This window comes from Lentzea sp. NPDC051838 (assembly GCF_040681245.1).
In the GTDB taxonomy this organism is placed as follows: domain Bacteria; phylum Actinomycetota; class Actinomycetes; order Mycobacteriales; family Pseudonocardiaceae; genus Lentzea.
On the sequence record NZ_JBFAYI010000014.1, the window covers coordinates 32,287 to 54,711 of the forward strand.

The window sequence follows — 22,425 nt, forward strand, 5'->3', positions numbered from 1 at the left end:
CCACGCGGCGGCGTGCCAGACTCTACCCACGGGTGACGCCAGTCACAAGGGGACTGGTCGAGCCGTGTCACTCGTGCGCCGTGACAGCCCCCAGCAGGTCCCGGATGTGTGCCGTGGCCGCCGCGAACTCCGGGCGGGCCATCGTCTCGGAGTAGTCGCGTTCGCCCGGCAGGTCGACCTCGATGACCTCCTTGACCACGGCGGGCCGTTGCGTCAGCACGATCACCCGGTTCGCCAGGTACACCGACTCCGCGATCGAGTGCGTCACGAGCAGCACCGTCGTGCCGGTCTCCCGCCACACCCGGTGCAGCTCGACGTTCATCTGCTCGCGCGTCAACGCGTCCAGCGCGCCGAACGGTTCGTCCATCAGCAGCACACGTGGCTGATGCAGCAGCGCGCGGCACAACGCCACGCGCTGCTGCATGCCACCGGACAACTCGTGCGGCAGGGCGTTCTCGAACCCCGAGAGTCCGGTCATCTCGATCAGCTCATCAGCGCGCTTGCCCGCCTCGGCCGAGCTCATGCCGCGCATCTCGGCCTGCAGCAGGATGTTCTTGCGCGCCGAACGCCACTCCAGCAACGCCGCCCGCTGGAACACGAACCCGATGTCGTGCCGCGGCCCGCGCACCGGCTCGCCCAGCAACGTCACCGAGCCCGCACTCGGTGTCAACAACCCCGAGACCAGCTTGAGCAGCGTCGACTTGCCGCATCCCGACGGCCCGACGATGGACACGAACTCGCCGGGCGCGACGTCGAGCGAGACCTGCTCGATCGCGGTGACCTCCGTGCGCTTCGAGTGGAAGCGCACGGCGACACCGTTGATCTCGACTGCGGCTGTGGCGTTCAACGTTCCGGTCATCCCTTGGGTGCCACGCTTTCTTCCCAGTACGCCGAAGGCTCGGACGCGGCCTTGATGATCCCTGTCTTCTGGAAGGTGTCGATGGTCTTCTTCCAGTCGTCCAGGCTGTTGACGCCCGGCGCCTTGCCCTTCGTGGCGTCGGTGTGCAGCAACGTCAGCGTGGTCTTGAACTGCTCCAGCACCACCGTCGGCGACGGCAGCTGCTCGGCGGCGCCCTTCATCGACTCGGCCGCGGCCTCCGGTGCCTTCTCGGCCTCGGCCCACGCCTCCTGGGTGGCCGCGACCATCTTCTTCACCAGCTCGGGATCCTTCTGCAGCATGGACTTCGACGTCAGCAGCCCGTTGCTGAAGTAGTTGAGGCCGAACTCGGAGAACCGCAGGTAACCGACGTCCTTGCCGGCCTTCTCCTTGATCGTCGGCCCCTGGTCGGACGCGAAGCCCAGCAGCACGTCGGTGCGGCCGGAGATCACCGCGGCCATCTTGCCCGCCGGGTCGATGTTCTGGATCGAGACGTCCGACTCCTGCATGCCGTTCTGCTTGAGGAACGCGGGGAACGTCTTGGTCAGCGCGTCACCCGCCGTCGTGGCGACGGACTTGCCCTTGAGGTCCGCGGGCTTCTTGATGTTCTTCTCGGAGAAGAACTGCACGGACGCGGGCGTCGTCTGCAGGAACACGCCGACGCTCTTCACCGGCACTCCCGTCTCGACCGCGGTGGCGAGCGCGGACGTGTCGGCCCAGCCGAAGTCCGTCTGACCCGCACCCGTCGCCTGCACGGTCTTGCCGGAGCCCTGGCCCGCCTGGATCTTCAGCTTGATGCCGTGCTTCTCGAAGATGCCCTGCTTGACCCCGTAGTAGAACGGCGCGTGCTCGCCGTACGGGTACCAGTTGAGCGTCAGCGTGACCTCTTTGGCCTCACCGGGTTGCGTCGAGGTGCCACCGCCACCACCACCGCAGGCGGCGACCACCAGCAACGCGGGGAGTAAGCCTGCGAGCAGCTTCTTCATGATCCGCCTTTCGCGAGAAGGGTTGTGACGGCGGCGCCACGCCTGCTCGAGTGCCACGGCAGCATCAGCTGTTCGGCGAGGTCGAGCAGGAGGAAGAGGAGGATGCCGACGACCGAGATGACGATCAGGCCGGCGAACAGCATCGGGGTGTCCATGTTGCCGTTGGCCTGCAGGATCACGTATCCGAGGCCTTCGTTGGAGCCGACGAACTCGCCGACCACGGCACCGGTGACGGCGAGCGTGACGGCGACCTTGAGACCCGCGAAGAGGTGCGGCAGCGCGGCCGGGAAGCGGATCTTCACGAACGTCTTGACCGGTCCACCGCCCATGGTGGCGGCGAGCTCGAGCATCTCGGCGTCGACCGATTTGAGACCGGTGACCGTGGAGATCACGACCGGGAAGAACGCCATCAGCACGGCCACGATGACCTTGGGCTCGAAGCCGAAGCCGAGCCAGACCACGAACAGCGGTGCGATGGCGATCTTGGGGATGACCTGCGCGAACAGCAGCAGCGGGTAGGCCGTGCTCTCGATCGTCTTCGAGTAGACCATCGCGACGGCCATCAGGACGCCGAGGACGCCCGCGAGCGCGAAACCCAGGAGCGTCTCGTAGGTCGTGACCCACGTGTGGCCCCAGAGGTAGGACCACTTGTCGACCAGGAGGTCGAACGTCTTGCCCGGTGACGGCACGAGGTAGGCCTCGACCAGGCCGGTGACCGTGATGAGGTGCCAGATCGCGAGGCAGGCGGCGAGCAGCGCGGCCGGTCGCCACGATCGCTCGACAACGCCGCGCCAGCGGTCCCCCGAAACCGGTTTCACGAAGCTCCCTAGGTCGGAAAGCGCTTTCCCGTACGCTATGTCCGGTCCACTGACCGGTCAAGATGGAGGAACGATGAAGCTTGACCTGACCGTTGAACGAGTGGACGTCTACGCCGTTGCGCTGCCGACGATCCGGTCGTTCGGCGTATCAGGTGGCAGCGTCGCCGTCGCAGGTCATCCGAGCATTCGCATCCTGACGAAGGTGAGTGGCGGCGGGGTGCACGGGTGGGGCGAGGCGACCCCGATTCCGGCGTGGACGTACGAGACGGCTGAATCGATCTTCACGACGATTTCCCGCTATCTGGCACCGGCGATCATCGGGCTGCCGATCTGGCAGCTGGACGGGGTCAGCCGGGTGTTCGACCGGACGATCAACCGCGGCTTCTCGATCGGGGCGCCACTGGCAAAGTCCGCCGTGGACGTGGCGCTGCACGACCTGGTCGGACGGGCGCTGGAGGTGCCGCTCGGGGTGCTGTGGGGGCAGCGGCGGTGCGAGGAGGTCGAACTGGCGTGGATCGTGTCCGGTCAGACGCCTGCCGAGGTGGCTGCGTGCGTTGCCGAGGGACTGGGTGAGGGTTATCGGGCGTTCAAGGTGAAGATCGGGCTGCACGACGAGCGCACCGACCTGGACGTGGTGCGAGCGGTGCGTTCGGAGGCTCCGGAAGCGCCGTTGTGGGTGGACGCGAATCAGGCCTACTCCGTCGACGAGGCGTTGCGGATCGCGCGGAAGCTGGAGGAGTTCGACGTGTTCGCGTTCGAACAACCGTTGCCTGCCAACGATGTCGCCGGCCAGCGACGACTCAGGGCCGCTTCTCCCCTGCCCGTCGCGCTGGACGAGAGCCTGCGGCACCCCAGTGATCTCGCGACGTTCGTGAAGCTGGATGCCATCGATGTCGCGGTCGCGAAGGTGCAACGGTCGGGTGGGCTCACGTTGTCGCGGCGGTTGTGCCAGCTCGCGGAGGATTGCGGGGTGAGGCTTCTCGGCTCCGGGCTCACGGATTCCGATGTCGGGTTGGCCGCGTCGCTGCACCTGTTCGCGGCGCACGGCATCGGCGGGCCGGCGGATCTCAACGGGCGCCAGTTCATCTCGTCGCCTTACGCGGACGGGATCACGGTCCGCGGGGGAATGGCGCGGGTGCCATCGGGACCGGGACTGGGGGTCGAGGTGGACGAGAAGACGGTCAAGGAGCTCGCGATCGAACTCTGGCCGTGAATCAGACCCCGACCTCCGCGTAGGAGTTCCCGGCGTGGTCGCGTCCCCTGGCCAGATAGATCTTCCGGTCCTCCCTCAGGAACCTGACCGTGGTCGGCATGTAGCGCATGGTGTAGCCGCAGCGCCGTGACGTGCTGCGGTTCGGCGGGCTGCCGTGCACCAGCATGGCCGAGTGGATGCTGCACGCGCCGCGCGCAAGCTCGACGTCGACCGCGCGCGACTCGTCGACCGCCGTTTCCTGGTTGAAGAACGAGTCCTCGGTGCCGGTGTGCTCGACCGGCGCGAGGTGGCTGCCGGGAATCACGCGCAGGCAGCCGTTCTCGACCGTGCTGGAGTCGATGGCGAGCCACACGGTGATCGCGTCGCCGGCGGGTGCGATGGTGTCGCGCCAGAAGTGCGCGTCCTGGTGCCACGGCACGGGTTTGCCGTCGCCCGCGGGCTTGCAGATGAAGTGGGACGAGAAGAGGGCGATGTCCGGGCCGATCAGCGACTCGACGAGGTCCAGCACGTCCGGGTCCAGCAGCCACTCGAACAACGCTGGATCCGTCAGGTGAGGCACGTCCATGTGCTCCGGGCGCTCTCCCGGTGGCAAGGCTGCCAGCTTGGCCTCGAAATGGGCGGCCAGGGCTTCGAACTTGGCCGGCGAGAGCACGCTCGGACGCGTCTCGTAGCCGTCGGTCTGGAACATCGCGGTCACCTCACGAGTAGGCCGGTCTCCTTGTCATAGCGCAGAACGCGGGCGGCGGGAGCGTCCACGGTCACGGTCGCGCCGATCTCCGGTTCGGCGTCCTCGGGCACGATGTAGCCGATCTGGTCCTCGCCGCAGTCCAGCGTCACCAGCGACGTGACGCCGAGGTTCTCCACAATGGACACCGAGCCGGTGAACAGACCCCCGTCAGCCGGTACGAGGTACTCGGGCCGCACGCCGATGATCACGTCATCGCGTGGCACGAGGTTCATGGGCGTGGAGCCGATGAAGTTGGCGACGAACGTGTCCGCAGGCCGTTGGAAGACTTCGCGCGGCGTGCCGAGCTGGCGGATCCGGCCCGCGTCCATCACGGCGATCCGGTCGGCCAACGCCAGCGCCTCGGCTTGGTCGTGCGTCACGAACACCGTGGTCAAGGCAAGTTCTCGTTGCAGCTTCTTGAGGAACGTCCGGGCCTCCAACCGCAACCGCGCGTCCAAGTTGGACAGAGGCTCGTCGAGCAGCAGCACCTCGGCCGAGGCCGCGACAGCACGGGCGAGGGCCGCCCGTTGCTGCTGGCCACCGGAAAGCTGCCCAGGCCGCCTGTCCAGCAACGCTCCCAGGCTGAGCCCGCCGGCCGTGCGCACCGCCGTCTCCTGCTGGACCGACTTCGCAACACCGCGGACTCGGAGTGGATAAGCGATGTTCTCGGCGACCGTCATGTGCGGGAACAGCGCGTAGTCCTGGAAGACCATCGCGACGCGGCGATCGCCGGGCTGCAGCCGCGTGACGTCCCGCGAGCCGATGCCGACCGCTCCTTCCGAAGCACCTTCGAGGCCCGCGATCGTGCGCAGCAAAGTCGTTTTGCCGCAGCCCGACGGGCCGAGCAGCGCGAACAGCTCGCCGTCGGCGATCTCCAGGTCCAACGCGTCCACCGCCCGCACCCCGTTGGGGTAGACCGTGGACAGCCCCGACACAGTGATGCCCGCCATCAGCTCTTGATGCCTCCGTGGAATCGGAACCCGTACCGCTTGCTCACGAACAGGTACAGCACGACCACCGGGATCGAGTACAGCAACGAGAACACCGGGATCACCGTCAGGTTGGCGCTGCCGCCCTCGTCGTACAGGGTCCGCAGCAGCACGGCCGCCGGCTGCTGACCGACGTCGCGCAGCAGCAGGAACGGCAGCAGGAAGTTGCCCCAGGCGTTGACGAACGCCCACACGAAGATCGTCGCGACACCGGGCCGCGCGACCGGCAGCACCACGTGGCTCAGCACCTGGCGCGGCGAGGCGCCGAACACCCGCGCCGACTCCTCGTACGAGCGCGGCACGGCGTCCATGAAGTCCTTCAGGATGAAGATCGCGGCGGGCAGCATGCCGCCCGCGATCACCAGCGCCGTCCCGAGCTGCGAGTTGATCAGGCCGAGCTGCAGCATCATCACGAAGATCGGCACCATCGCGGCCGTCCCCGTCACCACTGAAGACAACAACAAGAGCAGGTACAGCAACAGATCCCGCCCGGGAATCCGCACCCGCGACAACGCATAGGCCGCCAGCGCCGCCAGCACAGTCGTCACGACAGTCGCGGTGACGCACAAGATCAGTGAGTTCACCAGCGACGACAACGTGTAAGGGTGGTCGAAAGTGGCGGAGACGTTCGACAGAGTCCAATCCGGCCAGCGCAACCCGAGACCGGGCTTGGAGTCGAACGGCGCCGAAGCCAGCCACAGCATCGGCACCGCGAAGAACGCCAGCAAAACCGTGACCAGCACGTAGAAGCCGATCCTGCGCACGATCCACAGAGGACTCATGCCCGCCTCCGCAACAGCCGCAGGTACACCAGCGCGACGACGAGGTTCCCGACCAGCAGCAGCATCGACATCGCCGACGCATACCCGAGCTGCCCACCCTCCAACGCCTGCCGGTAGATCAGCACCGGCAGCACCTCGGACCGGTGGTTGGGCCCGCCGGACGTGAGCAGGAACGGCGTGAAGTCGTTGGCCGTCCACAGGCTGATCAGCAGGGTGTTGGTGAGCACGTGCCCGCGGATGTGCGGGAACACGACGTCCCGCACGGTCTGCCAGCCGGACGCCCCGACCAGCCGCGCGGTCTCGAGCTGCGACGGCGGCACCGCGGCCAGGGCCGAGGTGTAGAGCAGCATCGAGAACGCCGTGCCGCGCCAGACGTTGAAGATGATCAGGCTGGTCATCGGGTACTCGACCAGCCACGACGTCTGCGGCGAGCCGAGCAGCAGGCCGAGCGTGCCGGTGTCGCGGCTCAGCACCGCGAACCACAGGAACGCCACGACCGTGCTCGGCAGGATCCACGACAGCAGCACCAGGCCCTCGGTCGTGCGCCGCAGCCACGGGCTCACCGACCGCAGCAGCCACGCCAGCGCGAAGCCGAGCGCGTTCTGCCCGATCACCGCCGAGAACAGCACGAACAACGCCGTCAGCCACACCGAGTTCGTGAACAGCGGGTCGCGCACAGCCTCGATCACGTTGTCGAGCCCGACGACCTGCGGGTTGGCGGCGGCGGGTCCGGTGAGCTGGTAGTTCGTGATGCCGATGTAGAGGGTCCAGAGCGCGGGGAAGACGAGGAACAGCCCGATGAGCAGCAGGGCGGGCGCCACAAACACAACCGCCCGCCGAACCCCCAACCCGGAGCTATCCATCCCTTCGCCCGTTTTCGATGAACGGCGCTTTCGTGCACCTCAGGTGGACAAAAGCGCCGTTCATCGAAAACGACCCGCTAGCCAACGTTGGCCTCGCCGACGGCCTTCACCAAAGCGTCGCGATAGGCGCGCGCCGCCTCGTCCGGGCTCTTGCCGGACACCACGTCCGCCGTCGCCTGCTGCAAGGCCGCCGACACCTTCGGGTACTGCGCGAGCCCAGGCCGGTACCGGGTGATCGGCAGGACCTTCTCCGCGATGAACGTCAGCATCGGGTCGCCCTTGAGCACCTCGTCGTTGACGTCCTGCCGCTGCGTGAGCTGCGCGGTCCCGGCCAGCGACTCCTTCACGGCCTCGGCGGAGTTCAGGAACTGCATGAACTCCCACGCTTGCCTGGGGTACTTGGTGTTGGGGTTGATCACCCGCACGCCGCCGCCGGACATCGACACGAAGTCCTGCCCACCGACACCCGAGCCGGCCTGACGCGACGGAACCAGAGCCCAGCCCACCGCCGTGTCGCGGTCCGCCATCTTGGCGACGCCGTTCTTGGGCTCCACCACGGAACGCCAGAAGTAGTCGCTCTCCAGCAGGATGCCGATCTTGTTCTCGCTGAACAGCTGGAACGACCGCTGCCGCCCGTTCGCCTCCTGCTGCAGCACGGGATCGCCGAGGCCGCTTCCGTAGACCTTCTGGTACAGCCCCAGAACGTCCTTCACCCCAGCCGAGTCCCCTTGCCACTTCCCGCCGTCGTAGATCGGCTTGCCGGTGCCGGCCAACGCGGGCAGCACGCCCTGCATCGTCGTCGCCTCGCCCATCGCGCTGCCGGCGTTGAGCTGAAGCGGCGTGACACCGGGCAGGGCCTTCAAGCGAGCGGACGCGTCCAGCACGTCCTGCCACGACCGAGGCTGCCAGTCCGAGGGCAGACCAGCGGAAGCGAACAGCTTCTTGTTGAAGAACAGCACGCGCCCGTCGGTGCCCATCGGCACGCCGTACCGCTTGCCCTCGAACTCGCCGAGCCCCTGCACGGCCTTGGGGATCTTGTCCCAGCCGTCCCACGCGGTGTTTCCGACAACGTCGTCAAGAGGCTTGATCTGCCCTGCCTGCGCGAACTCGCCGAGCCAGATGCCGTCGATCTCGATGATGTCGCCGCCACCGCCGGTCTTCAGGTCCAGCGCGACCTTGGTCTTGAAGTCCTCGTCGCCGGTGCCGTTCTGCTCGAACTTCACCACAGCCGTGACCCCGCGGGACTTCTGCAGCTCGGTGAACTTCGGGATCACCCAGTTCTGCAGCCAGTTGGCGCCACGGGCGTTCTTGCCGCCCTGCGCCGCGTTGGCGACGATCGTCAGCGTGATCTCCTTGGCGTCGGCGTTGCGCGCCTGATCACCCTCCTGCGTCTGCCCGAGGCAGCCGGAAACCAGTCCGCACACCGCCAGCAGCCCGAACACCCTTGTCCGCCGCATCCGTGATCTCCCCACCCAGAGGACCAGCTGGTACGTCAACTCCCAACCTGGCACTGGATCACGGCAGCCACAAGGTCTCAGCCCCCTCTCAGCGCGCGCCTGGGAGGCTCACGCGCGAAGGGGGTAGATCAACATGCACCTGGTCGCAGCGGCTGTCCTGGCCGCTTCCACGCTCATATCACCGCAGGTCAGCGGCCCGTTCCCGGTGGGGACGTTCGACGCTCACCTGACAGATTCCACGCGAGTTGACCCGTTCCAACCGTCAAAGAACCGGGAACTGATGGTCACCGTCAGCTACCCGGCTCACCGCAGGGGACAGCACGCGCCCTGGCTCGCCGAGGGCCTCGCGAAGGCAGCCGACCCGATCATCTCCAGCCCGGCGTTCCTCGACGTTCCGGTCGGAACCGTCGACTGGGCCAAGACGAAGCGACAGGCCCGTGTGGACGCTCCACCGATCAAGAACAAGTGGCCCGTCGTGCTGTTCTCCCCGGCTCTGCAGGCGCCGCGCGAGTTCTACACGAGCGCCGCGGACGACCTGGCGAGCCGCGGCTACGTCGTGGTGACGGTGAGCCACACGCACGAGGCGTTCGCCGTGGAGTTCCCCGGCAACCGCATCGAGTACGGCGGCGTCGACGGCAGCCCGGCGACGATGAAGAAGGTCATCGACACGCGGGTCGCGGACATGCGGTTCGTGCTCGACCAGCTGCCGAAGCTCACGCAGAACGCCGACCTGAGCAAAGTCGGGATCGCCGGGCACTCGACCGGCGGCTACACGGCCGGCGAGACGATGGTGCACGACCGCAGGTTCGACGCGGGCATCAACATCGACGGCGGGATGGAGCACACCGGTGACGGAGGCTCCTACGCGCCAGGAGAAGTGGTCAAGGGCCTCGACCGGCCGTTCCTGCTGTTCGGCGGCGACGACGGCGAACGCGAGCTCACCCATCGCGACACGAGCCTGACCAGGACGTGGGCGGACTTCTGGCCGAACCAGCGCGGGTGGAAGCGGGACGTGCACCTGGACGACGGCGCGCACTTCGGGTTCAGCGACCTCCAGTGGTCGGTGCCCCAGATCCCCGAGATCGACCCGGAACGCGCGGACGGTCTCATTGGGACGATCGATCCGAAGGACGCGTTGAAGGCCCAGCACGACTACGTGGCCGCGTTCTTCGACCTCCACCTCAAGCACCGGAGCACGACGCTGTTCGACCGGCCGCGTCACGAGGGGATCCGACTCGTGGAGTGACAGGTATGGTCCAGACCGATGTCTGTCGAGTTCAACGTCCTCGGGCCGCTGCTGGTCCGGGTGGACGGCCACGAGCTGCGGCTCGGTGGGTTCACCCGCCGGGCGGCGCTCGGGTTCCTGCTGCTCAACGCCGGGCGCGTGGTGTCGATCAGCGAGCTCACCGAGGCGTTGTGGCCGGACGGGCATCCTCCGACGGCGCGCGGGATTCTGCTCAACGTCGTGTCGGCACTCAGAAAAGCCGAGCTCGACCTCGTCACCCGCAAGCCTGGCTACCTGCTGCGCGCGGAACCGGATCGCGTTGACCTGCACCGGTTCCGCGCCGCCACAGCTCGTGCCGCCACCGCACCGGGGCCTGAGCAGAAGGCCGTGATCCTGCGCGACTCGCTGGCGTTGTGGCGAGGGCCGGTGCTCGCGGACCTGGTGGCGGACGGTGTCAGGTGGCCCGCGCTCGTCGAGATCGAGCACCTGCGCGACATCACCGTCGAGGACAGGTTCGACGCCGAGCTGGCCTCGGGCAAACACCGCGAGGTGATCGCGGAGCTCGAAGCTCTCGTGCGTGATCACCCGCTCCGGGAACGTTTGCAGGGCCAGCTCATGCTCGCTCTCTACCGGTCCGGCAGGCAGGCCGACGCGCTCGCGGCCTTCCGCGCGGCACGGGAGAGGTTCGCGGCGGAGCTCGGCATCGACCCCGGCCGCGACCTGGTCGCGCTGGAACAGGCCATCCTCACGCAGGACCCGTCGCTCGCGCTCTCCGCTTCGGTGCATCCGCTCGTGCTGGAACGCAAGAAGGTCAGCGTGCTCGTCACGCGACTCGACCTGCGCGGCGCCGACGAGGCAGCGGACGAGCTGCTGGAAGCCGAGGTGGCCGCGATCAGCGAGACGATCGAGGGCCTCGGCGGCGTGATCGTCACGACGCTCGGCTCCACCATCGCGGCGGCGTTCGGTGCTCCGACCAGCCGCGAGGACGACGCGGCACGGGCCGTCAGGGCGGCGTTCGAGATCACCAGCGGCCACCCGGTGGCGGCAGCGGTGGTCACGGGTCCGGCGCTCGTCACGTCCGGCGACAAGCTCGAAGTCGGCGGCACCTTGCTCGACACAGGCCTGCGGGAAGTCGCCCTGACCGTCGTGGGCGAGGTCAGGACCTGCCCGACGACGGACCGCACGCTCACCCCGGCCGGCGACGACACCCCGTTCGTCGGCAGGTCGTGCGAGCTGGCCAAGGTGTGCGAGGCCTTCGAGCAGGTCCAGCGCGCACGCCGGCCGCGCATGATCACGCTGGTCGGCGAGCCCGGCACCGGCAAGTCCCGCCTCACCAGGGAGTTCGCCGCCGGCCGGCGGACGCTGACCGGCCGCACTCCCCCGTTCGGCCGCGACGACGTGTTCGCCCCGCTCGCGCAGGTCATCCGCGGCCACGCGGGAATCCTCGACTCCGACGCGCCGGACGTCGTCACCGGCAAGATCAAGGCGATCAGCGACGACCCGTGGCTCGTCACGCAGCTGAGCGCTCTGCTGGGCGTGACACCGCAGGGCAGCGACGTGCTGATGGCGTGGCGCCGCACGGTCGAGCAGATCGCCGCCGAACCGCTCGTGGTGATCGTCGAGGACCTGCACTGGGCCGACGACCTGCTGCTGGACTACCTGCACGGCCTCGCCGGCACCGCCGACGACGTGCCCTTGCTGATCCTCGCCACCGCACGGCCGGAGCTGCTCGAACGCCGCCCGGCGTGGGGAGAGGTCGTCCCGCTCGACGCACTGTCCGAAGAGGACACCGCACTGCTGCTCAAGATGCTGACGACGAAGCACGACGTCACGGCAGACCTCCCGGAGCTGCTGCAGCGCTCGGCGGGCAACCCGTTGTTCGCCGGTGAGTACGTCCGCATGCTCCGCGACGGCGACCAGCACACGCTGCCCGACACCGTGCAGACGGTGATCGGCGCGCGCCTCGACTCGTTGCCACCGCTGGAAAAGGTCGTTCTCCAGGACGCGGCCGTCATCGGCACCACGGTGTGGCCGGGTGCGGTGGCCGCGGTCGCCGAACGCGAGGTTCCCGAGGTCACGCGGTGCCTGGAAGTGCTGCGGCAGAAGGACTTCCTCAAGCGCAGCGCCACCAGCAACGTGATCGGCGAGGCCGAGTACACGTTCAGCCACGTGCTGGTCCGCGACGTCGCGTACGACCGCGTCCCGCGCACCACCAAAGCCATGAAGCACTACCACGCCGCGGAGTGGCTCAAAGCCCTGCCGCTGGAACACGTTCCGCTGCTGGCACACCACTTCCAGCAGGCCGTGTGGCTCGCCGAAGCCGCCGGACGGCCGTGCGACATCCTCGGCCAGAAGGCACGGGAGGCGCTCACCGAGGCCGGCAACAAGGCGACCGGGCTCGCCGCACGGGACACGGCGATCCGCTGCTACCAGGCAGCGCTGGCGGTGTGCCCGCCCGAGCACCCGGACCGCGCGGACCAGCTGACGATGCTCGGGTCGAGCCTCGCCTGGAGCGGCGGCGGCACGGACGAGCTCACCGACGCCATCGCCCTGTTCGAGGCGGCGGGCGACTTCGCCGGCGCCGCGGAGGCGTCCCAGGCGCTGTGGCGGGCGTGGCGGCACCGCAGCGAGCACCAGAAGGCGATCACGGCGGCGGACCGCACGATCGACCTCCTCGCGCGAGCCGAACCGGACGAGCGCACCTACCGCACGCAGGCGAGCCTCGCGCGCACCCTGTCGCTGCAGGGCCGGATGGGCGAGGCCATCAGCGCGGCGCGGGCGGCGCTCGTCGGGGCCGAGAACGAGCACCGGGCGACCGCGCTCGAGTCGCTGGGGCTCGCCAGGGTCAAGTCGGGTGACCGCGACGGCGTCGAGGACATCGTCGCGGCGGTCGCGGTGCTGCGCGGGCTCGGGGTCTCCCCCGCGCTGACGCTCTACAACCTCGGCACCGCGTACGGCCTGCTCGGCAACAGGGCAGGACGGCTCGCCGCGCGGTCGGAAGCACGCATCGCGGCGTTGCGGCACGGCGACAGCTACACGCTCGGCTGGCTCGACTCCACCCGTTACGTCGAGCTGTTCTGGGAGGGCGCCTACCCGCAGGCGCTCGCGATCGTCGACGAATCCGTCACCAACAACCCCGCGGATCCGTTCTACCGTGCGATGCGGTCCCGGCTGCGATTGCTGACGGGTGATCTCGCCGGTGCTCGTGAGGATGCGATCGAGGCGGTCGAATGCGGCCGTCTGAGGGGCCATCCAGCCGAAATGCAGCATCCGCTCGTGATGCGCGCACGGATCGCGTTGGAAGACGGCGAGCAAGTCACCGAATGGGTCGACGAGCTGCTCACCGTGCTGCCCGGACGGCAGATCACCGGCCCGATCGGCGTCAACCTGCCGAAAGTGCTCGCCGCCGCCGGACATGGCGTGGAGGCCGTGGCCGAAGTGGCCCCGTCGCGCTGGCTGGACGCCGCCGTCGCCTACCTCCAAGGAAATAGAGAAGAAGCTTTCCGGATATATCAGGAGATCGGCTCGATCCCGGACGCTCACGAGGCGCGATGAGTCGCCAGTTATCGCCCGGAAATAGCGTCCAGGTGTGTCCGCCATTCCGCGCTACTACCAGGCCAAGACCAAGCTGCTCGACCTGCTGAGCGAGCTGCCCGACAACACCCCGTTCCCGCCGGAACGCGAGCTCGCCGAGCTGTTCGGCATGTCCCGCACCACGATCCGCAAGGCGTTGGACGAGCTGGTGCTCGAGGGCAAGCTCATCCGCAAGGCCGGTCGGCAGGGCACGGCTGTCGCGCCCCGCAAGCAGGTCCACCGGCTGAGCCTCGACGCCCTCGTCCAGGACCTCGCCACCCGCGAGCAGATCGTGGTGCGGACCATCGGCGCCCAGGACGTGGTCAACGTCGAGTCGGTGCTCGTCCGCGGGGACGAGCCGATCGGCGTCAGATCCACGTACCTGCGCGCCTCCCAGTTCCCCGGCCTGGCCGAGGCCTACGACCGCAGTGCGCCGCTGCGGAAGTTCCTCGTCGACAGGTACAAAGTCCGGTTCGGCGAGCTGCACCCGTGGTGCACCACCGCGTTGGCGACGCCGCGCATCGCGGGGATGCTCGACATCAGGCCCGCCACACCGGTCCTGTCGATCGCGTGGATGGCACACGACTACCGCGGTGTCCCGATCGAACGATCATGGGTCGTCCTGCGGGGTGATCGCGCGCACCTCACGATGCACCTGCCGCGGGCCGATCACGTCATCCGCCGGTCGACCGCCTGAGACGGCGGCTCAGGCGGCCCGCACCGGACGCAGGCACACGGGAGAACCGTTGTGCCCCAACGCAGACCGGGATGCAGCAGACGTGTGCACACATCCGTCTCCGTCCCGTCCTCGTTGGTCATGCGTAAAGCGTGCCAGCCGAACGCGAGGAACGCCCGTGTTGGGCTAGACCAGCAAAGACGAGGGATCCGACCAGATTCTCGGCGTTAGCGTCGGTGGTGACTCGCAGGGAGGCACCGTGACCGACCACACCCGGCGCCGCATGTGGTTCCTCGATCAGCTGGATCCCGGCAACCCCGGCCATCACATCACGCTGATCACCACCCCTGTCGTCATCAGCGTGCCGGACACCCTCCTGGTCCGGTTCGACGACGACGGGCGGCCCGTCCCCGGTGGGCCGCCCGTCGTCACGCGGAAGATTCAGGTGTCCGATGTGCGGGCCGCGGTTCGCGCCGAGATCACCGAACCGTTCGACCTGCGCACCGGGCCTCTCGTCCGTGCCCTGGAGATCAACTCGTCGCTGCTCGTGCTGACCATGCACGGCATTCTCGGCGACATCCGCGTGCTGGAGTCCGTGCTCGGCGGCGCTCCGCCTGACGCACCAACGGGTTCTCCGGACTACTGGCTGGAGCAGCTGCGGGACCTGCCGGTGCCGGAGCTGCCGACGGACCGGCCGCGACCACCGCTGCACAGACCCGAAGCCGGGGTCGTGCCGTGGTCGGTCGACGTCGACTCGGACGCTCTGCTGGCGGCGCTGCAGGTGGTGCTGGGCCGGTACACGCGGTCGGCCGACGTGCCGATCGGTGTTGTCGTCGACGACGAACTCGTTGTGCTGCGCGGAGATCTGTCCGGCGACCCGGCGTTCGGCGAGCTGTGCGGGCTGACCGCGGAGCTGCTGGCCGCGGCGGCAACCCAGCTCGTCCCGTTCGACCAGGTCGTGGATCTGCTGGCGCCGGAACGGGATCTGTCGCGGCATCCGCTCGTGCAGGTGCAGGTCGACCTGCGGCCGCGCCGGGACCTCTACGACCCCGAGGTCGCGTTCACCAGCTTCGACATCGAGATCCAGAACGGCCGTGTCCTCTACAACCGGGCGTTGTTCGACCGACCGCGGATCTCGCGGTTCCTCAAGCACCTCGCGCGGGTGCTGAACGCGTCGAACGACCAGCGCCTGTCCCGGATCTCGATGATCGACCAGGACGAGGCCGTGCTGCTGGAGCGGTGGAACTCGACCGCCGAGTACCTGCCGGACGTCGGCATCCCCGACCTGTTCGCCGAGCAGGTGCTGACGACGCCGGACGCGGTCGCGGTCGAGCACGGCGACGACGCGGTGACCTACCGCGAGCTGGACCGGCGGTCGAACCAGCTCGCGCATCTGTTGCGGGACAACGGCGTCAGCGCGGGTGACCGAGTCGGGCTGTGCCTGGACCGGGGCATCGAGATGATCGTGGCGATCCTCGGTGTGCTGAAGGCCGGTGCGGCGTACGTGCCGATCGACCCCGAGCACCCGCTCGACCGGATCCAGTTCCTGGTCGACGACGCGCGGCTCGCCGTTGTGGTGAGCCGGAACCGCGTGCTGTTCCACAGTCCACTGTGTCCCTCAAAGGCCTCGAACCTCCCGGACACCGCCCTGGAACGAGTGGAGCCAGGTCCGGCTTACATGATCTACACGTCCGGCTCGACCGGGCGGCCCAAGGGCGTGCTGATGCCGTCCCGCTGTGTCGTGAACCTGCTGCGGTGGCAGGAGAAGACGCTCGAACGAGAGCCGGACAGCCGCACCGCGCAGTTCACCACCTCGACGTTCGACGTGTCGGTGCAGGAGATCTTCTCGGCGCTGTTGTTCGGCGGCACCCTGGTGATCCCGTCCGACGAGGTCCGGCGCGATCCCAGGGCTTTGGCCGCCTGGCTCGACGCAAAGAAGATCACCCGGCTGTTCGTGCCGGACTCGGTGTTGCGGGCACTGCTGGACGAGGACCCGTCGTTCGCCTCGATGCGGCACGTCTCGCAGGCCGGCGAACCGCTGACGCTCGACGTCCGGCTGCGCAACTTCTGCGCGCTGCGGCCGTGGCTGCGCGTGCACAACCACTACGGCCCCGCCGAGTCGCACGTGATCACGTCGTACTCGCTGCCAGCCGACGTGCTGGACTGGCCCACGACCGCGCCGATCGGCCGCCCGATCGACAACACCCGCGTCCACCTGCTCGACGCCAACCTGCTGCCCACCGCGGTCGGTGTCGCGGGTCAGCTGTGCGTGTCGGGAGTCGGTCTGGCACAGGGCTACCACGGACGGCCGGAGCTGAGCGCGCGGACGTTCGTGGCGAATCCGCACGAGCCCGGCGAGATCATGTACCTGACCGGCGACCTCGCGTCGTGGAGCGACGACGGCCAGTTGCAGTTCCACGGCCGGGTCGACGACCAGGTGAAGATCCGCGGCGTGCGGGTCGAGCCGGGCGAGGTCGAGGCCGTGCTGAACGCGCATCCCGCAGTCGGGCAGGCCGTGGTCGTGGTGCGGGACAAGCAACTCATCGCCTATGTCATCGGTGAGATCGATCTGCACGAGTACTGCGCTTCCCGGCTGCCGGTCCAGCTCGTCCCGTCGGTTTTCGTGCAGCTGAAGGAGTTCCCGCTGCTGGCGAACGGCAAGGTCGACCGCCGTGCGCTGCCCGCACCGGCACTCCGCTCCCCGCACGTCCGGCCGCGCACGACCGAGGAAGCCGCGCTGTGCCAGATCTTCGCGGACGTGCTCGGCATCGAGGACGTCGGCGCCACCGACGACTTCTTCGCACTCGGCGGCCATTCCCTCGTCGCCACGCGCGTGATCACCCGTGTCCGCGCGGAACTCGGCGTCGAGCTGCCGCTGCCGGCGTTGTTCCACCACCGCACGCCGGAACGCCTCGCTCGAACGTTCAGCGAGAAGTCGTGGACCCAGCCGGTGACCTCTCGCCCGCGCGGCCCGGTGCCGTTGTCCCTCGCGCAGAACCAGGGCAACCGCTGGTTCGGCTCGGTGCTGGCCGCGGGCTTCTGGACGGTGCCGCTGGCGATCCGCCTGCACGGCGAGCTCGACCTCGACGACCTCCAGGCGAGGCTGGACCGCGTGGTGCGGCGGCACGAGGCGTTGCGGACGGCGTTCGTCGAACGGGACGGCGTTGTGCTGCAAGAGGTTCGGCCCGCCCAGCCGGTCGAGCTCAAGGTCGTCGACGCGCGTTCGGCGGAGGAGGCGGCGTTCATCGCGGGCGACGAGATGACCGTACCGTTCGACCTGGCGAGCGGGATGTTGTTGCGGGCCCGCGTTCTCAAGCTCGCCGACGACGACCACGTGCTGCTGCTGACCATGCACCACCTCGTCAGCGACGGCTGGTCCCAGGGCCTGCTGATCGAGGAGCTCAACGGCACCGCGGCCGCACCGAGCGTCCAGTACGCCGACTTCACCGTGTGGGAGCGGGAAACCCTGTCGCCGGAGCACGCGAAGTACTGGCAGCAGCACCTGGAGGGCATGAGCCCGATCGAGCTGCCCACCAAGGCCGACCGCGACCTCAACCCGCTCGGCCCGGGCGAGCTGCTGCCGTGGACCCCGACGCCCGAACTGCTCGCCAAAGTCACCACAGTGGCCTCTCAGGAACAGGCAACGCCCTACGAAGTGCTGCTGGCGGCGTTCAAAGTCCTGCTGTCCCGGACCACGCGCGCAACGGACGTCGTCGTCGGCACCCCGATGGCGAACCGCGTGCGACCAGAGCTGGAACAGGTGATCGGCTTCTTCGCGAAGGTCGTGGCGCTCAGGACCGATCTCTCCGGCGACCCGGACTTCCACGAGGTGCTCCGGCGCGTGCGTGCGACCACCGCCGCCGCGCACGCCCACCAGGAGGTGCCGTTCCACGAGGTCGTCGAAGGCATCCCGCTGCGCGTCACGTTCGCCCTGGTGCCGCCGATTCCGGCGCTCGAACTCCCCGGCGTGACCGCGACCCCGTTCGAGGCCAGGCAGCGCGGCCCGGTGATCGTGAAGTCCGAGGTCACGTTCCACCTGCACGAGACCGGCGGCCACGTCGTCTACAACTCACTGCTGTTCAAGCCGGACCAGGCCACGACGCTGCTCACCGAGTTCGAGAACGTTCTGCAGGCCGTCACCGCGGACCCGTCGCTGAGGATTTCGGAGATCGAATAGCGTGGGAGCGTGACCGCTCGACGCACCCTGCTCAAGTCGCTGGCCCTGCTCCCCCTCGCCGGCTGCACCGCCGCGCCCACTCCCGATCCGACCACCACGCCGACCGCGACCAGCCCGACCACGATCCGCCACGAAGCCCTGTTCGAGCTGGAGAAGAAATACGGCGCCAGGCTCGGCGTCTACGCGGCCGGCGTCGCCACGATCGAACACCGCGCGGACGAGCGGTTCGCGTTCTGCTCGACGTTCAAGGGCCTCGCCACGGCCGCGGTCCTGCACCGCAACCCCATGGCGCACCTCGACACCGTCATCACCTACAGCTCGTCAGACCTGATGAAGAGCTCGACCATCACCAGCCGGCACGTCCAGACCGGCATGAAGCTGCGCGACCTGTGCGACGCCGCGGTCCGGTACAGCGACGGCACCGCGGGCAACCTGCTGCTGCGCGAGCTGGGCGGCCCCGGCGAGCTCACCCGGTACCTGCGCGAGCTCGGCGACGTCGAGACCCGCATGGACCGCATCGAGCCCGACATCACGTCGGCCGTTCCGGACGACCCGCGCGACACCGCCACCCCGCGCTCGCTCGGCACTGACTACCAGAAGATCGTCCTCGGTGACGCCCTCGAACCGGAGAAGCGCGACTTCCTGAAGGACCTGATGGAACGCAACACCACGGGTGCCAACCGCATCCGCAAGGGCCTGCCCCAGGACTGGAGGGTCGCGGACAAGACCGGGACCGGCGACTACGGCACCCTCAACGACATCGCCGTCGCCTGGCCGCCGAACCGCGCGCCGATCCTGATCTCGATCATGTCCAGCAAACCCGCCGCGGACGCGAAGTACGACGAGGCCCTCATCGCCGAGGCCGCCGCCTACGTCGCCAAAACCCTCATCTGACCGAGGACACGTCCGCCCACACGGTCTTCGAGTCCGGGAACCGGTTGTGCCCCCAGACCTGCGCCAACCCGTTGACCAGCAACAACCCTCGCTGCCTCCGGCCGAGGAATCCCATCCGCCCGAGCTGCGGGAACCGGCCGGGCGTGCCGTCGTCGACCTCCACCCGCACCACCTCGCGCTCCGGCAGGCACAGAATCCGGGCACGCCGGGGTGCGGCGGCGTGGTGGTACGCGTTGCTCACCAGTTCCGTGGCCACCACCATCACGTCGACCACGACGTTCTCGTGCATCCCCCTCAGCAGCCGCCTGACCTCCGCCCGCACGTTCGCGAGCGGCAACATTCCCTCTGGTAGGACTAGGTCCAGGCGTTCGCCGGACCGTCCTGCAATACCCATCACCATCTCCCCGTGCCCTGTTCGTTCAAGGCAGCAGGATCCGTACCCACGCGGGGGAAAATCGAAACCCACCGAACTGGAATCACGTCTCTCTCGGCAAATCCGCCCAGACCACGGTTCCGCCGTGCGCCCGGTCGACGCCCCAGCGGTCCGAGAGCCGCGCGACCAGGACCAGGCCGTATCCCCGTTGCGGCCGCGAGACCTTCCGCAACGGAGGGCGGGCCTGGGCGTCGTGGGCGATCTCGACCCGGATCCTGGACCTGTCCACGGCGACCCGCAGGAACGACGGCTCGGACGTGTACCGGTAGGCGTTCGAGACGAGCTCGTTCACCACCAGCAGCACGTCGCCGACGCAGTCAGGGGCCTCCCCCATCAGCTGCAGCCGCACCCAGCGCCGGACGGTCGCGAGACTCGGCCGCTGCCTGCCCAGGGGCAGATGCGCCGCCTCACCCGTCCTCGCTGCCTGGTCGCGAGCCAAACCGCTCCTAGGTCGTCTTGATCAGTTCGGGCGCGGGTTACCCAAGTGCATCAGCCCCGAAACCATCCGTTCGGACGCGTGGAACTCCGGCTACTGTCACCGCGTGCCCAGACCGCTCGTACTGCTGTTGATCGCGCTGCTGGGGATGTTCACGGTCCAGCACCTGCTCGCACCGACTCTCGGACCCTTGTCCCTTCAGCTCGACCTCACGGGTAGCCAGCTGGGGCTCGTGTTCACGGTCGCCTCGGTCTCCGTCACCGTCGCGAGCCCGCTGTGGGGTTTGGCGCTCGACGCGTTCGGCCTGCGTCCCGTCCTCGCCGCAGGTCTCGGCCTCAGCCTCGTGGGACTGGCCGGGTTCGCCGCGGCCTCGACGCTCGTTGCCGACGAGACGTTGACGCCGGAGCTGACGTTCGTCCTGGCGCTCGTGTTCCGCAGCTTCCTCGTGGGCGCAGGGATCGCCGTGCTGCCGGTCGCGGCGCTCGCCGTCGCCGGCACGACCCACGAGGCCTGGCGCACCACGGCCGTCGGTGTGGTCGGTGCCGTGCAGGGACTGGCCGGCGTGATCGGGCCTTTCCTCGGTGGCGTGCTCGCCATCGGGTCGTTGCTGGTGCCGCTGTTCGTCGCGCCCGCGATCGCGCTGGTGCTCCTGATCGCGGTCCTGGTCGCCGTCCAGCCTGGAAAACTGGCCAACCCGCAGCCGATGGTCAGGACGCAGCCGGGAGACCTGGCGCGCGTCTTCGGCATCGGGTTCCTGGCGCACCTGGCGCTCGGGCTGGTGAGCGTGGCGGCCACGTTGCTCGCGTTCGACCGGCGGGACGGGGGCATCCTCGCCCTGACGGCCCTGGCCTTCGTGCTCGGGATCGGACTCGTGGTCACGCAGGGAGTGCTCGTGCCGGTCCTGAGGTGGCCCGCTGATCGGTTGCTGCGGGTCGGCCCGCCGATCGCGGTGGCGGGGTGCGTGATTCTCGCGGCTGTCCCGGGTACGTCGGCGACCGCTCTCGCGTTGCTGGTGCTGGCGGTCGGGCTCGGTTTCGCGCTCACCGGGTTCGCCGCGGCGGCCTCGCTGGGCGTCGGGCCGCACCGCCAGGGTCTGGTGGCGGGATCGGTGAACGCCACCGCCGGGCTGTCGACCCTGATCGGGCCGGCGGTCGGCGGCGCGTTGTACAGCCTGACCCCCGTCGCGCCGATGATCGCCGCCGGAGTGGCCGCCGTGCTCGCGGCCGGGTTGGCGCTGATGGCGCCGCGAGTCCCACAATCGTCCGCGTGAGGCTCTCCGTCGCGATCTGGCCACCACCGGAGGTCGTCGAGGTGCTCGGCGCGTTGCCTCGGCCGCCGGGGATCGAGTGGTCCGCACCCGCCCAGTGGATGATCAAGGTGCGGCCGCTGGGCACAGTGCCCGAGCGGGTCGTGCCGGATCTGGTCGAGGCGCTGACGGATGAGCTCGACGGCGCCCCGCCGACGCCGTGCGCGTTGGGACCGCGGACGAAGGCGCTCGGCGGGTGGATCGGCGTTCCCGTCACCGGCCTGGACGACCTGGGCGCCGCTGTGTTCGCGGCCACCGCGCCGATCGTGCCGGTCACGCATCCGCAGCCGTTCCGCGCCTTCGTGTGGATCGCGCGCGGCCGGGTGCCCGCTGCCGCCGCCGGTCAGGAGATCAGCGCGATGTGGATGGCCAACCGGATCTCGCTGGTCGCCGATCGGAGCTCACCGGGTCGGCCCCGCTTCGAGAACCTGGCCGGTTTCGAACTGACGGCGTAGCTCGCACAACGCGTAGTGCGTGCGTGACTTCACCGTTCCCGTCGGCACGCCCAGACACACAGCGACTTCGGTGTACGTGCGGCCGTTGTAGTAGAGCTCGGTGAGCACGCGTCTGTGTTCATAGGACAGTGATGCGAGCACGGCGTCCATGACCATCGCGTCCACGACCTGCTGCGCGTGATCCGGAACGGGTTCCGGTTCGTGCTCGCCGGTCTCGTGCGGCCGCGCTGTCCTCGCCCTGATCCGATCGATGACCACGTTGCGCGCCACCGTGATCAGCCAGCCGCGAGCAGAAGTTCCCTCGGCAAACGATTCGGGATGTCGCCACGCGCGCAGGAAGGTCTCCTGCACCACGTCCTCGGCGGCCGCGCGGTCTCCGGTCAGCCGGGTCGCGAAGTTGAGCAGACTGAGTTGATGGTCCTCGTAGAGCACGCGTAGGAAGTCGTGCATGCCGGACAGTGAATCCACACCGGGTGGACGAGACAACGACTCTGTCTAATCCGACAGGGAACCACTTACCGCGCGTTGGCCATTACGC

Annotated in this window: 19 protein-coding genes; 8 read left to right on the top strand and 11 right to left on the bottom strand. The window is 68.7% G+C overall.

Annotation, left to right across the window (positions count from 1 at the left end; genetic code table 11):
- Positions 1–67: 67 nt before the first annotated feature.
- The 3 genes from AB0M24_RS27100 to AB0M24_RS27110 are packed head-to-tail and all read right to left on the bottom strand — an operon-like array spanning position 68 to position 2,681.
- The gene (locus AB0M24_RS27100; protein ID WP_363773545.1) at positions 68–859 is read right to left on the bottom strand and encodes an ABC transporter ATP-binding protein; all 792 of its coding nucleotides are present in this window, start codon (positions 857–859) and stop codon (positions 68–70) included.
- Positions 856–1,863 (bottom strand): ABC transporter substrate-binding protein, encoded by a 1,008-nt coding sequence (locus AB0M24_RS27105; protein ID WP_363773548.1) that lies wholly within the window; start codon positions 1,861–1,863, stop codon positions 856–858. The genes AB0M24_RS27100 and AB0M24_RS27105 overlap by 4 nt, the downstream gene beginning before the upstream one ends.
- Positions 1,860–2,681 (bottom strand): ABC transporter permease, encoded by an 822-nt coding sequence (locus tag AB0M24_RS27110; protein ID WP_363773551.1) that lies wholly within the window; start codon positions 2,679–2,681, stop codon positions 1,860–1,862. The genes AB0M24_RS27105 and AB0M24_RS27110 overlap by 4 nt, the downstream gene beginning before the upstream one ends.
- A gap of 73 nt (positions 2,682–2,754) precedes the next feature.
- Between AB0M24_RS27110 and AB0M24_RS27115 the strand changes: the two genes are divergently transcribed.
- Positions 2,755–3,894 carry a mandelate racemase/muconate lactonizing enzyme family protein gene (locus AB0M24_RS27115; RefSeq protein WP_363773554.1) on the top strand — a complete coding sequence of 380 codons (1,140 nt, stop codon included), beginning with the start codon at positions 2,755–2,757 and terminating at the stop codon, positions 3,892–3,894.
- 1 nt (position 3,895) lies between these two features.
- Here the strand turns inward: AB0M24_RS27115 and AB0M24_RS27120 are convergent, their stop codons facing one another.
- The 5 genes from AB0M24_RS27120 to AB0M24_RS27140 form a co-directional block, all read right to left on the bottom strand.
- On the bottom strand, positions 3,896–4,582 hold the full coding sequence (locus AB0M24_RS27120) for a phytanoyl-CoA dioxygenase family protein (protein ID WP_363773557.1): 687 nt from the start codon (positions 4,580–4,582) through the stop codon (positions 3,896–3,898).
- A gap of 5 nt (positions 4,583–4,587) precedes the next feature.
- Positions 4,588–5,571 carry an ABC transporter ATP-binding protein gene (locus AB0M24_RS27125; protein ID WP_363773560.1) on the bottom strand — a complete coding sequence of 328 codons (984 nt, stop codon included), beginning with the start codon at positions 5,569–5,571 and terminating at the stop codon, positions 4,588–4,590.
- Positions 5,571–6,392: a carbohydrate ABC transporter permease gene (locus tag AB0M24_RS27130; protein ID WP_363773563.1), complete on the bottom strand. Its 822-nt coding sequence runs from the start codon at positions 6,390–6,392 to the stop codon at positions 5,571–5,573. The genes AB0M24_RS27125 and AB0M24_RS27130 overlap by 1 nt, the downstream gene beginning before the upstream one ends.
- The gene (locus tag AB0M24_RS27135) at positions 6,389–7,213 is read right to left on the bottom strand and encodes a sugar ABC transporter permease (protein ID WP_363773566.1); all 825 of its coding nucleotides are present in this window, start codon (positions 7,211–7,213) and stop codon (positions 6,389–6,391) included. The genes AB0M24_RS27130 and AB0M24_RS27135 overlap by 4 nt, the downstream gene beginning before the upstream one ends.
- A 119-nt stretch (positions 7,214–7,332) precedes the next feature.
- Positions 7,333–8,712 carry an extracellular solute-binding protein gene (locus tag AB0M24_RS27140; RefSeq protein ID WP_363773569.1) on the bottom strand — a complete coding sequence of 460 codons (1,380 nt, stop codon included), beginning with the start codon at positions 8,710–8,712 and terminating at the stop codon, positions 7,333–7,335.
- A gap of 133 nt (positions 8,713–8,845) precedes the next feature.
- Between AB0M24_RS27140 and AB0M24_RS27145 the strand changes: the two genes are divergently transcribed.
- From AB0M24_RS27145 to bla, 5 genes are all read left to right on the top strand, one after another.
- The gene (locus AB0M24_RS27145; RefSeq protein ID WP_363773572.1) at positions 8,846–9,958 is read left to right on the top strand and encodes a lipase; all 1,113 of its coding nucleotides are present in this window, start codon (positions 8,846–8,848) and stop codon (positions 9,956–9,958) included.
- 18 nt (positions 9,959–9,976) lie between these two features.
- On the top strand, positions 9,977–13,492 hold the full coding sequence (locus tag AB0M24_RS27150) for a BTAD domain-containing putative transcriptional regulator (protein ID WP_363773575.1): 3,516 nt from the start codon (positions 9,977–9,979) through the stop codon (positions 13,490–13,492).
- A 34-nt stretch (positions 13,493–13,526) separates the two neighbouring features.
- Positions 13,527–14,207, top strand: coding sequence for a GntR family transcriptional regulator (locus AB0M24_RS27155; protein WP_363773578.1), 681 nt, complete (start codon positions 13,527–13,529; stop codon positions 14,205–14,207).
- Between the two features lie 238 nt (positions 14,208–14,445).
- On the top strand, positions 14,446–18,363 hold the full coding sequence (locus tag AB0M24_RS27160) for an amino acid adenylation domain-containing protein (RefSeq protein WP_363773581.1): 3,918 nt from the start codon (positions 14,446–14,448) through the stop codon (positions 18,361–18,363).
- A gap of 9 nt (positions 18,364–18,372) precedes the next feature.
- Complete coding sequence (gene bla, locus AB0M24_RS27165) at positions 18,373–19,257, top strand: class A beta-lactamase (protein WP_363773584.1); 885 nt, start codon at positions 18,373–18,375, stop codon at positions 19,255–19,257.
- Here bla and AB0M24_RS27170 read toward each other — a convergent pair.
- Complete coding sequence (locus AB0M24_RS27170; RefSeq protein ID WP_363773587.1) at positions 19,250–19,651, bottom strand: ATP-binding protein; 402 nt, start codon at positions 19,649–19,651, stop codon at positions 19,250–19,252. The genes bla and AB0M24_RS27170 overlap by 8 nt on opposite strands.
- 82 nt (positions 19,652–19,733) lie before the next feature.
- The gene (locus AB0M24_RS27175) at positions 19,734–20,129 is read right to left on the bottom strand and encodes an ATP-binding protein (protein WP_363773590.1); all 396 of its coding nucleotides are present in this window, start codon (positions 20,127–20,129) and stop codon (positions 19,734–19,736) included.
- 103 nt (positions 20,130–20,232) lie between these two features.
- Here AB0M24_RS27175 and AB0M24_RS27180 point away from each other — a divergent pair, with 103 nt between their 5' ends.
- Both AB0M24_RS27180 and AB0M24_RS27185 read left to right on the top strand, forming a co-directional pair.
- Complete coding sequence (locus AB0M24_RS27180; RefSeq protein WP_363773593.1) at positions 20,233–21,396, top strand: MFS transporter; 1,164 nt, start codon at positions 20,233–20,235, stop codon at positions 21,394–21,396.
- The gene (locus tag AB0M24_RS27185; RefSeq protein ID WP_363773596.1) at positions 21,393–21,887 is read left to right on the top strand and encodes a hypothetical protein; all 495 of its coding nucleotides are present in this window, start codon (positions 21,393–21,395) and stop codon (positions 21,885–21,887) included. Before AB0M24_RS27180 ends, AB0M24_RS27185 begins: the two co-directional genes overlap by 4 nt.
- On the opposite strand, the gene AB0M24_RS27190 is transcribed toward AB0M24_RS27185, so the two are convergent.
- On the bottom strand, positions 21,834–22,337 hold the full coding sequence (locus AB0M24_RS27190) for a sigma-70 family RNA polymerase sigma factor (protein WP_363773599.1): 504 nt from the start codon (positions 22,335–22,337) through the stop codon (positions 21,834–21,836). The genes AB0M24_RS27185 and AB0M24_RS27190 overlap by 54 nt on opposite strands.
- Positions 22,338–22,425 lie beyond the last annotated feature (88 nt).

Excerpts from the sequence above, each read along its gene's own strand:
- AB0M24_RS27100 (WP_363773545.1), bottom strand. The coding sequence starts at position 859 with ATGACCGGAACGTTGAACGCCACAGCCGCAGTCGAGATCAACGGTGTC.
- AB0M24_RS27105 (WP_363773548.1), bottom strand. The coding sequence starts at position 1,863 with ATGAAGAAGCTGCTCGCAGGCTTACTCCCCGCGTTGCTGGTGGTCGCC.
- AB0M24_RS27115 (WP_363773554.1), top strand. The coding sequence starts at position 2,755 with ATGAAGCTTGACCTGACCGTTGAACGAGTGGACGTCTACGCCGTTGCG.
- AB0M24_RS27120 (WP_363773557.1), bottom strand. The coding sequence starts at position 4,582 with ATGTTCCAGACCGACGGCTACGAGACGCGTCCGAGCGTGCTCTCGCCG.
- AB0M24_RS27125 (WP_363773560.1), bottom strand. The coding sequence starts at position 5,571 with ATGGCGGGCATCACTGTGTCGGGGCTGTCCACGGTCTACCCCAACGGG.
- AB0M24_RS27130 (WP_363773563.1), bottom strand. The coding sequence starts at position 6,392 with ATGAGTCCTCTGTGGATCGTGCGCAGGATCGGCTTCTACGTGCTGGTC.
- AB0M24_RS27140 (WP_363773569.1), bottom strand. The coding sequence starts at position 8,712 with ATGCGGCGGACAAGGGTGTTCGGGCTGCTGGCGGTGTGCGGACTGGTT.
- AB0M24_RS27145 (WP_363773572.1), top strand. The coding sequence starts at position 8,846 with ATGCACCTGGTCGCAGCGGCTGTCCTGGCCGCTTCCACGCTCATATCA.
- AB0M24_RS27150 (WP_363773575.1), top strand. The coding sequence starts at position 9,977 with ATGTCTGTCGAGTTCAACGTCCTCGGGCCGCTGCTGGTCCGGGTGGAC.
- AB0M24_RS27170 (WP_363773587.1), bottom strand. The coding sequence starts at position 19,651 with ATGGGTATTGCAGGACGGTCCGGCGAACGCCTGGACCTAGTCCTACCA.
- AB0M24_RS27190 (WP_363773599.1), bottom strand. The coding sequence starts at position 22,337 with ATGCACGACTTCCTACGCGTGCTCTACGAGGACCATCAACTCAGTCTG.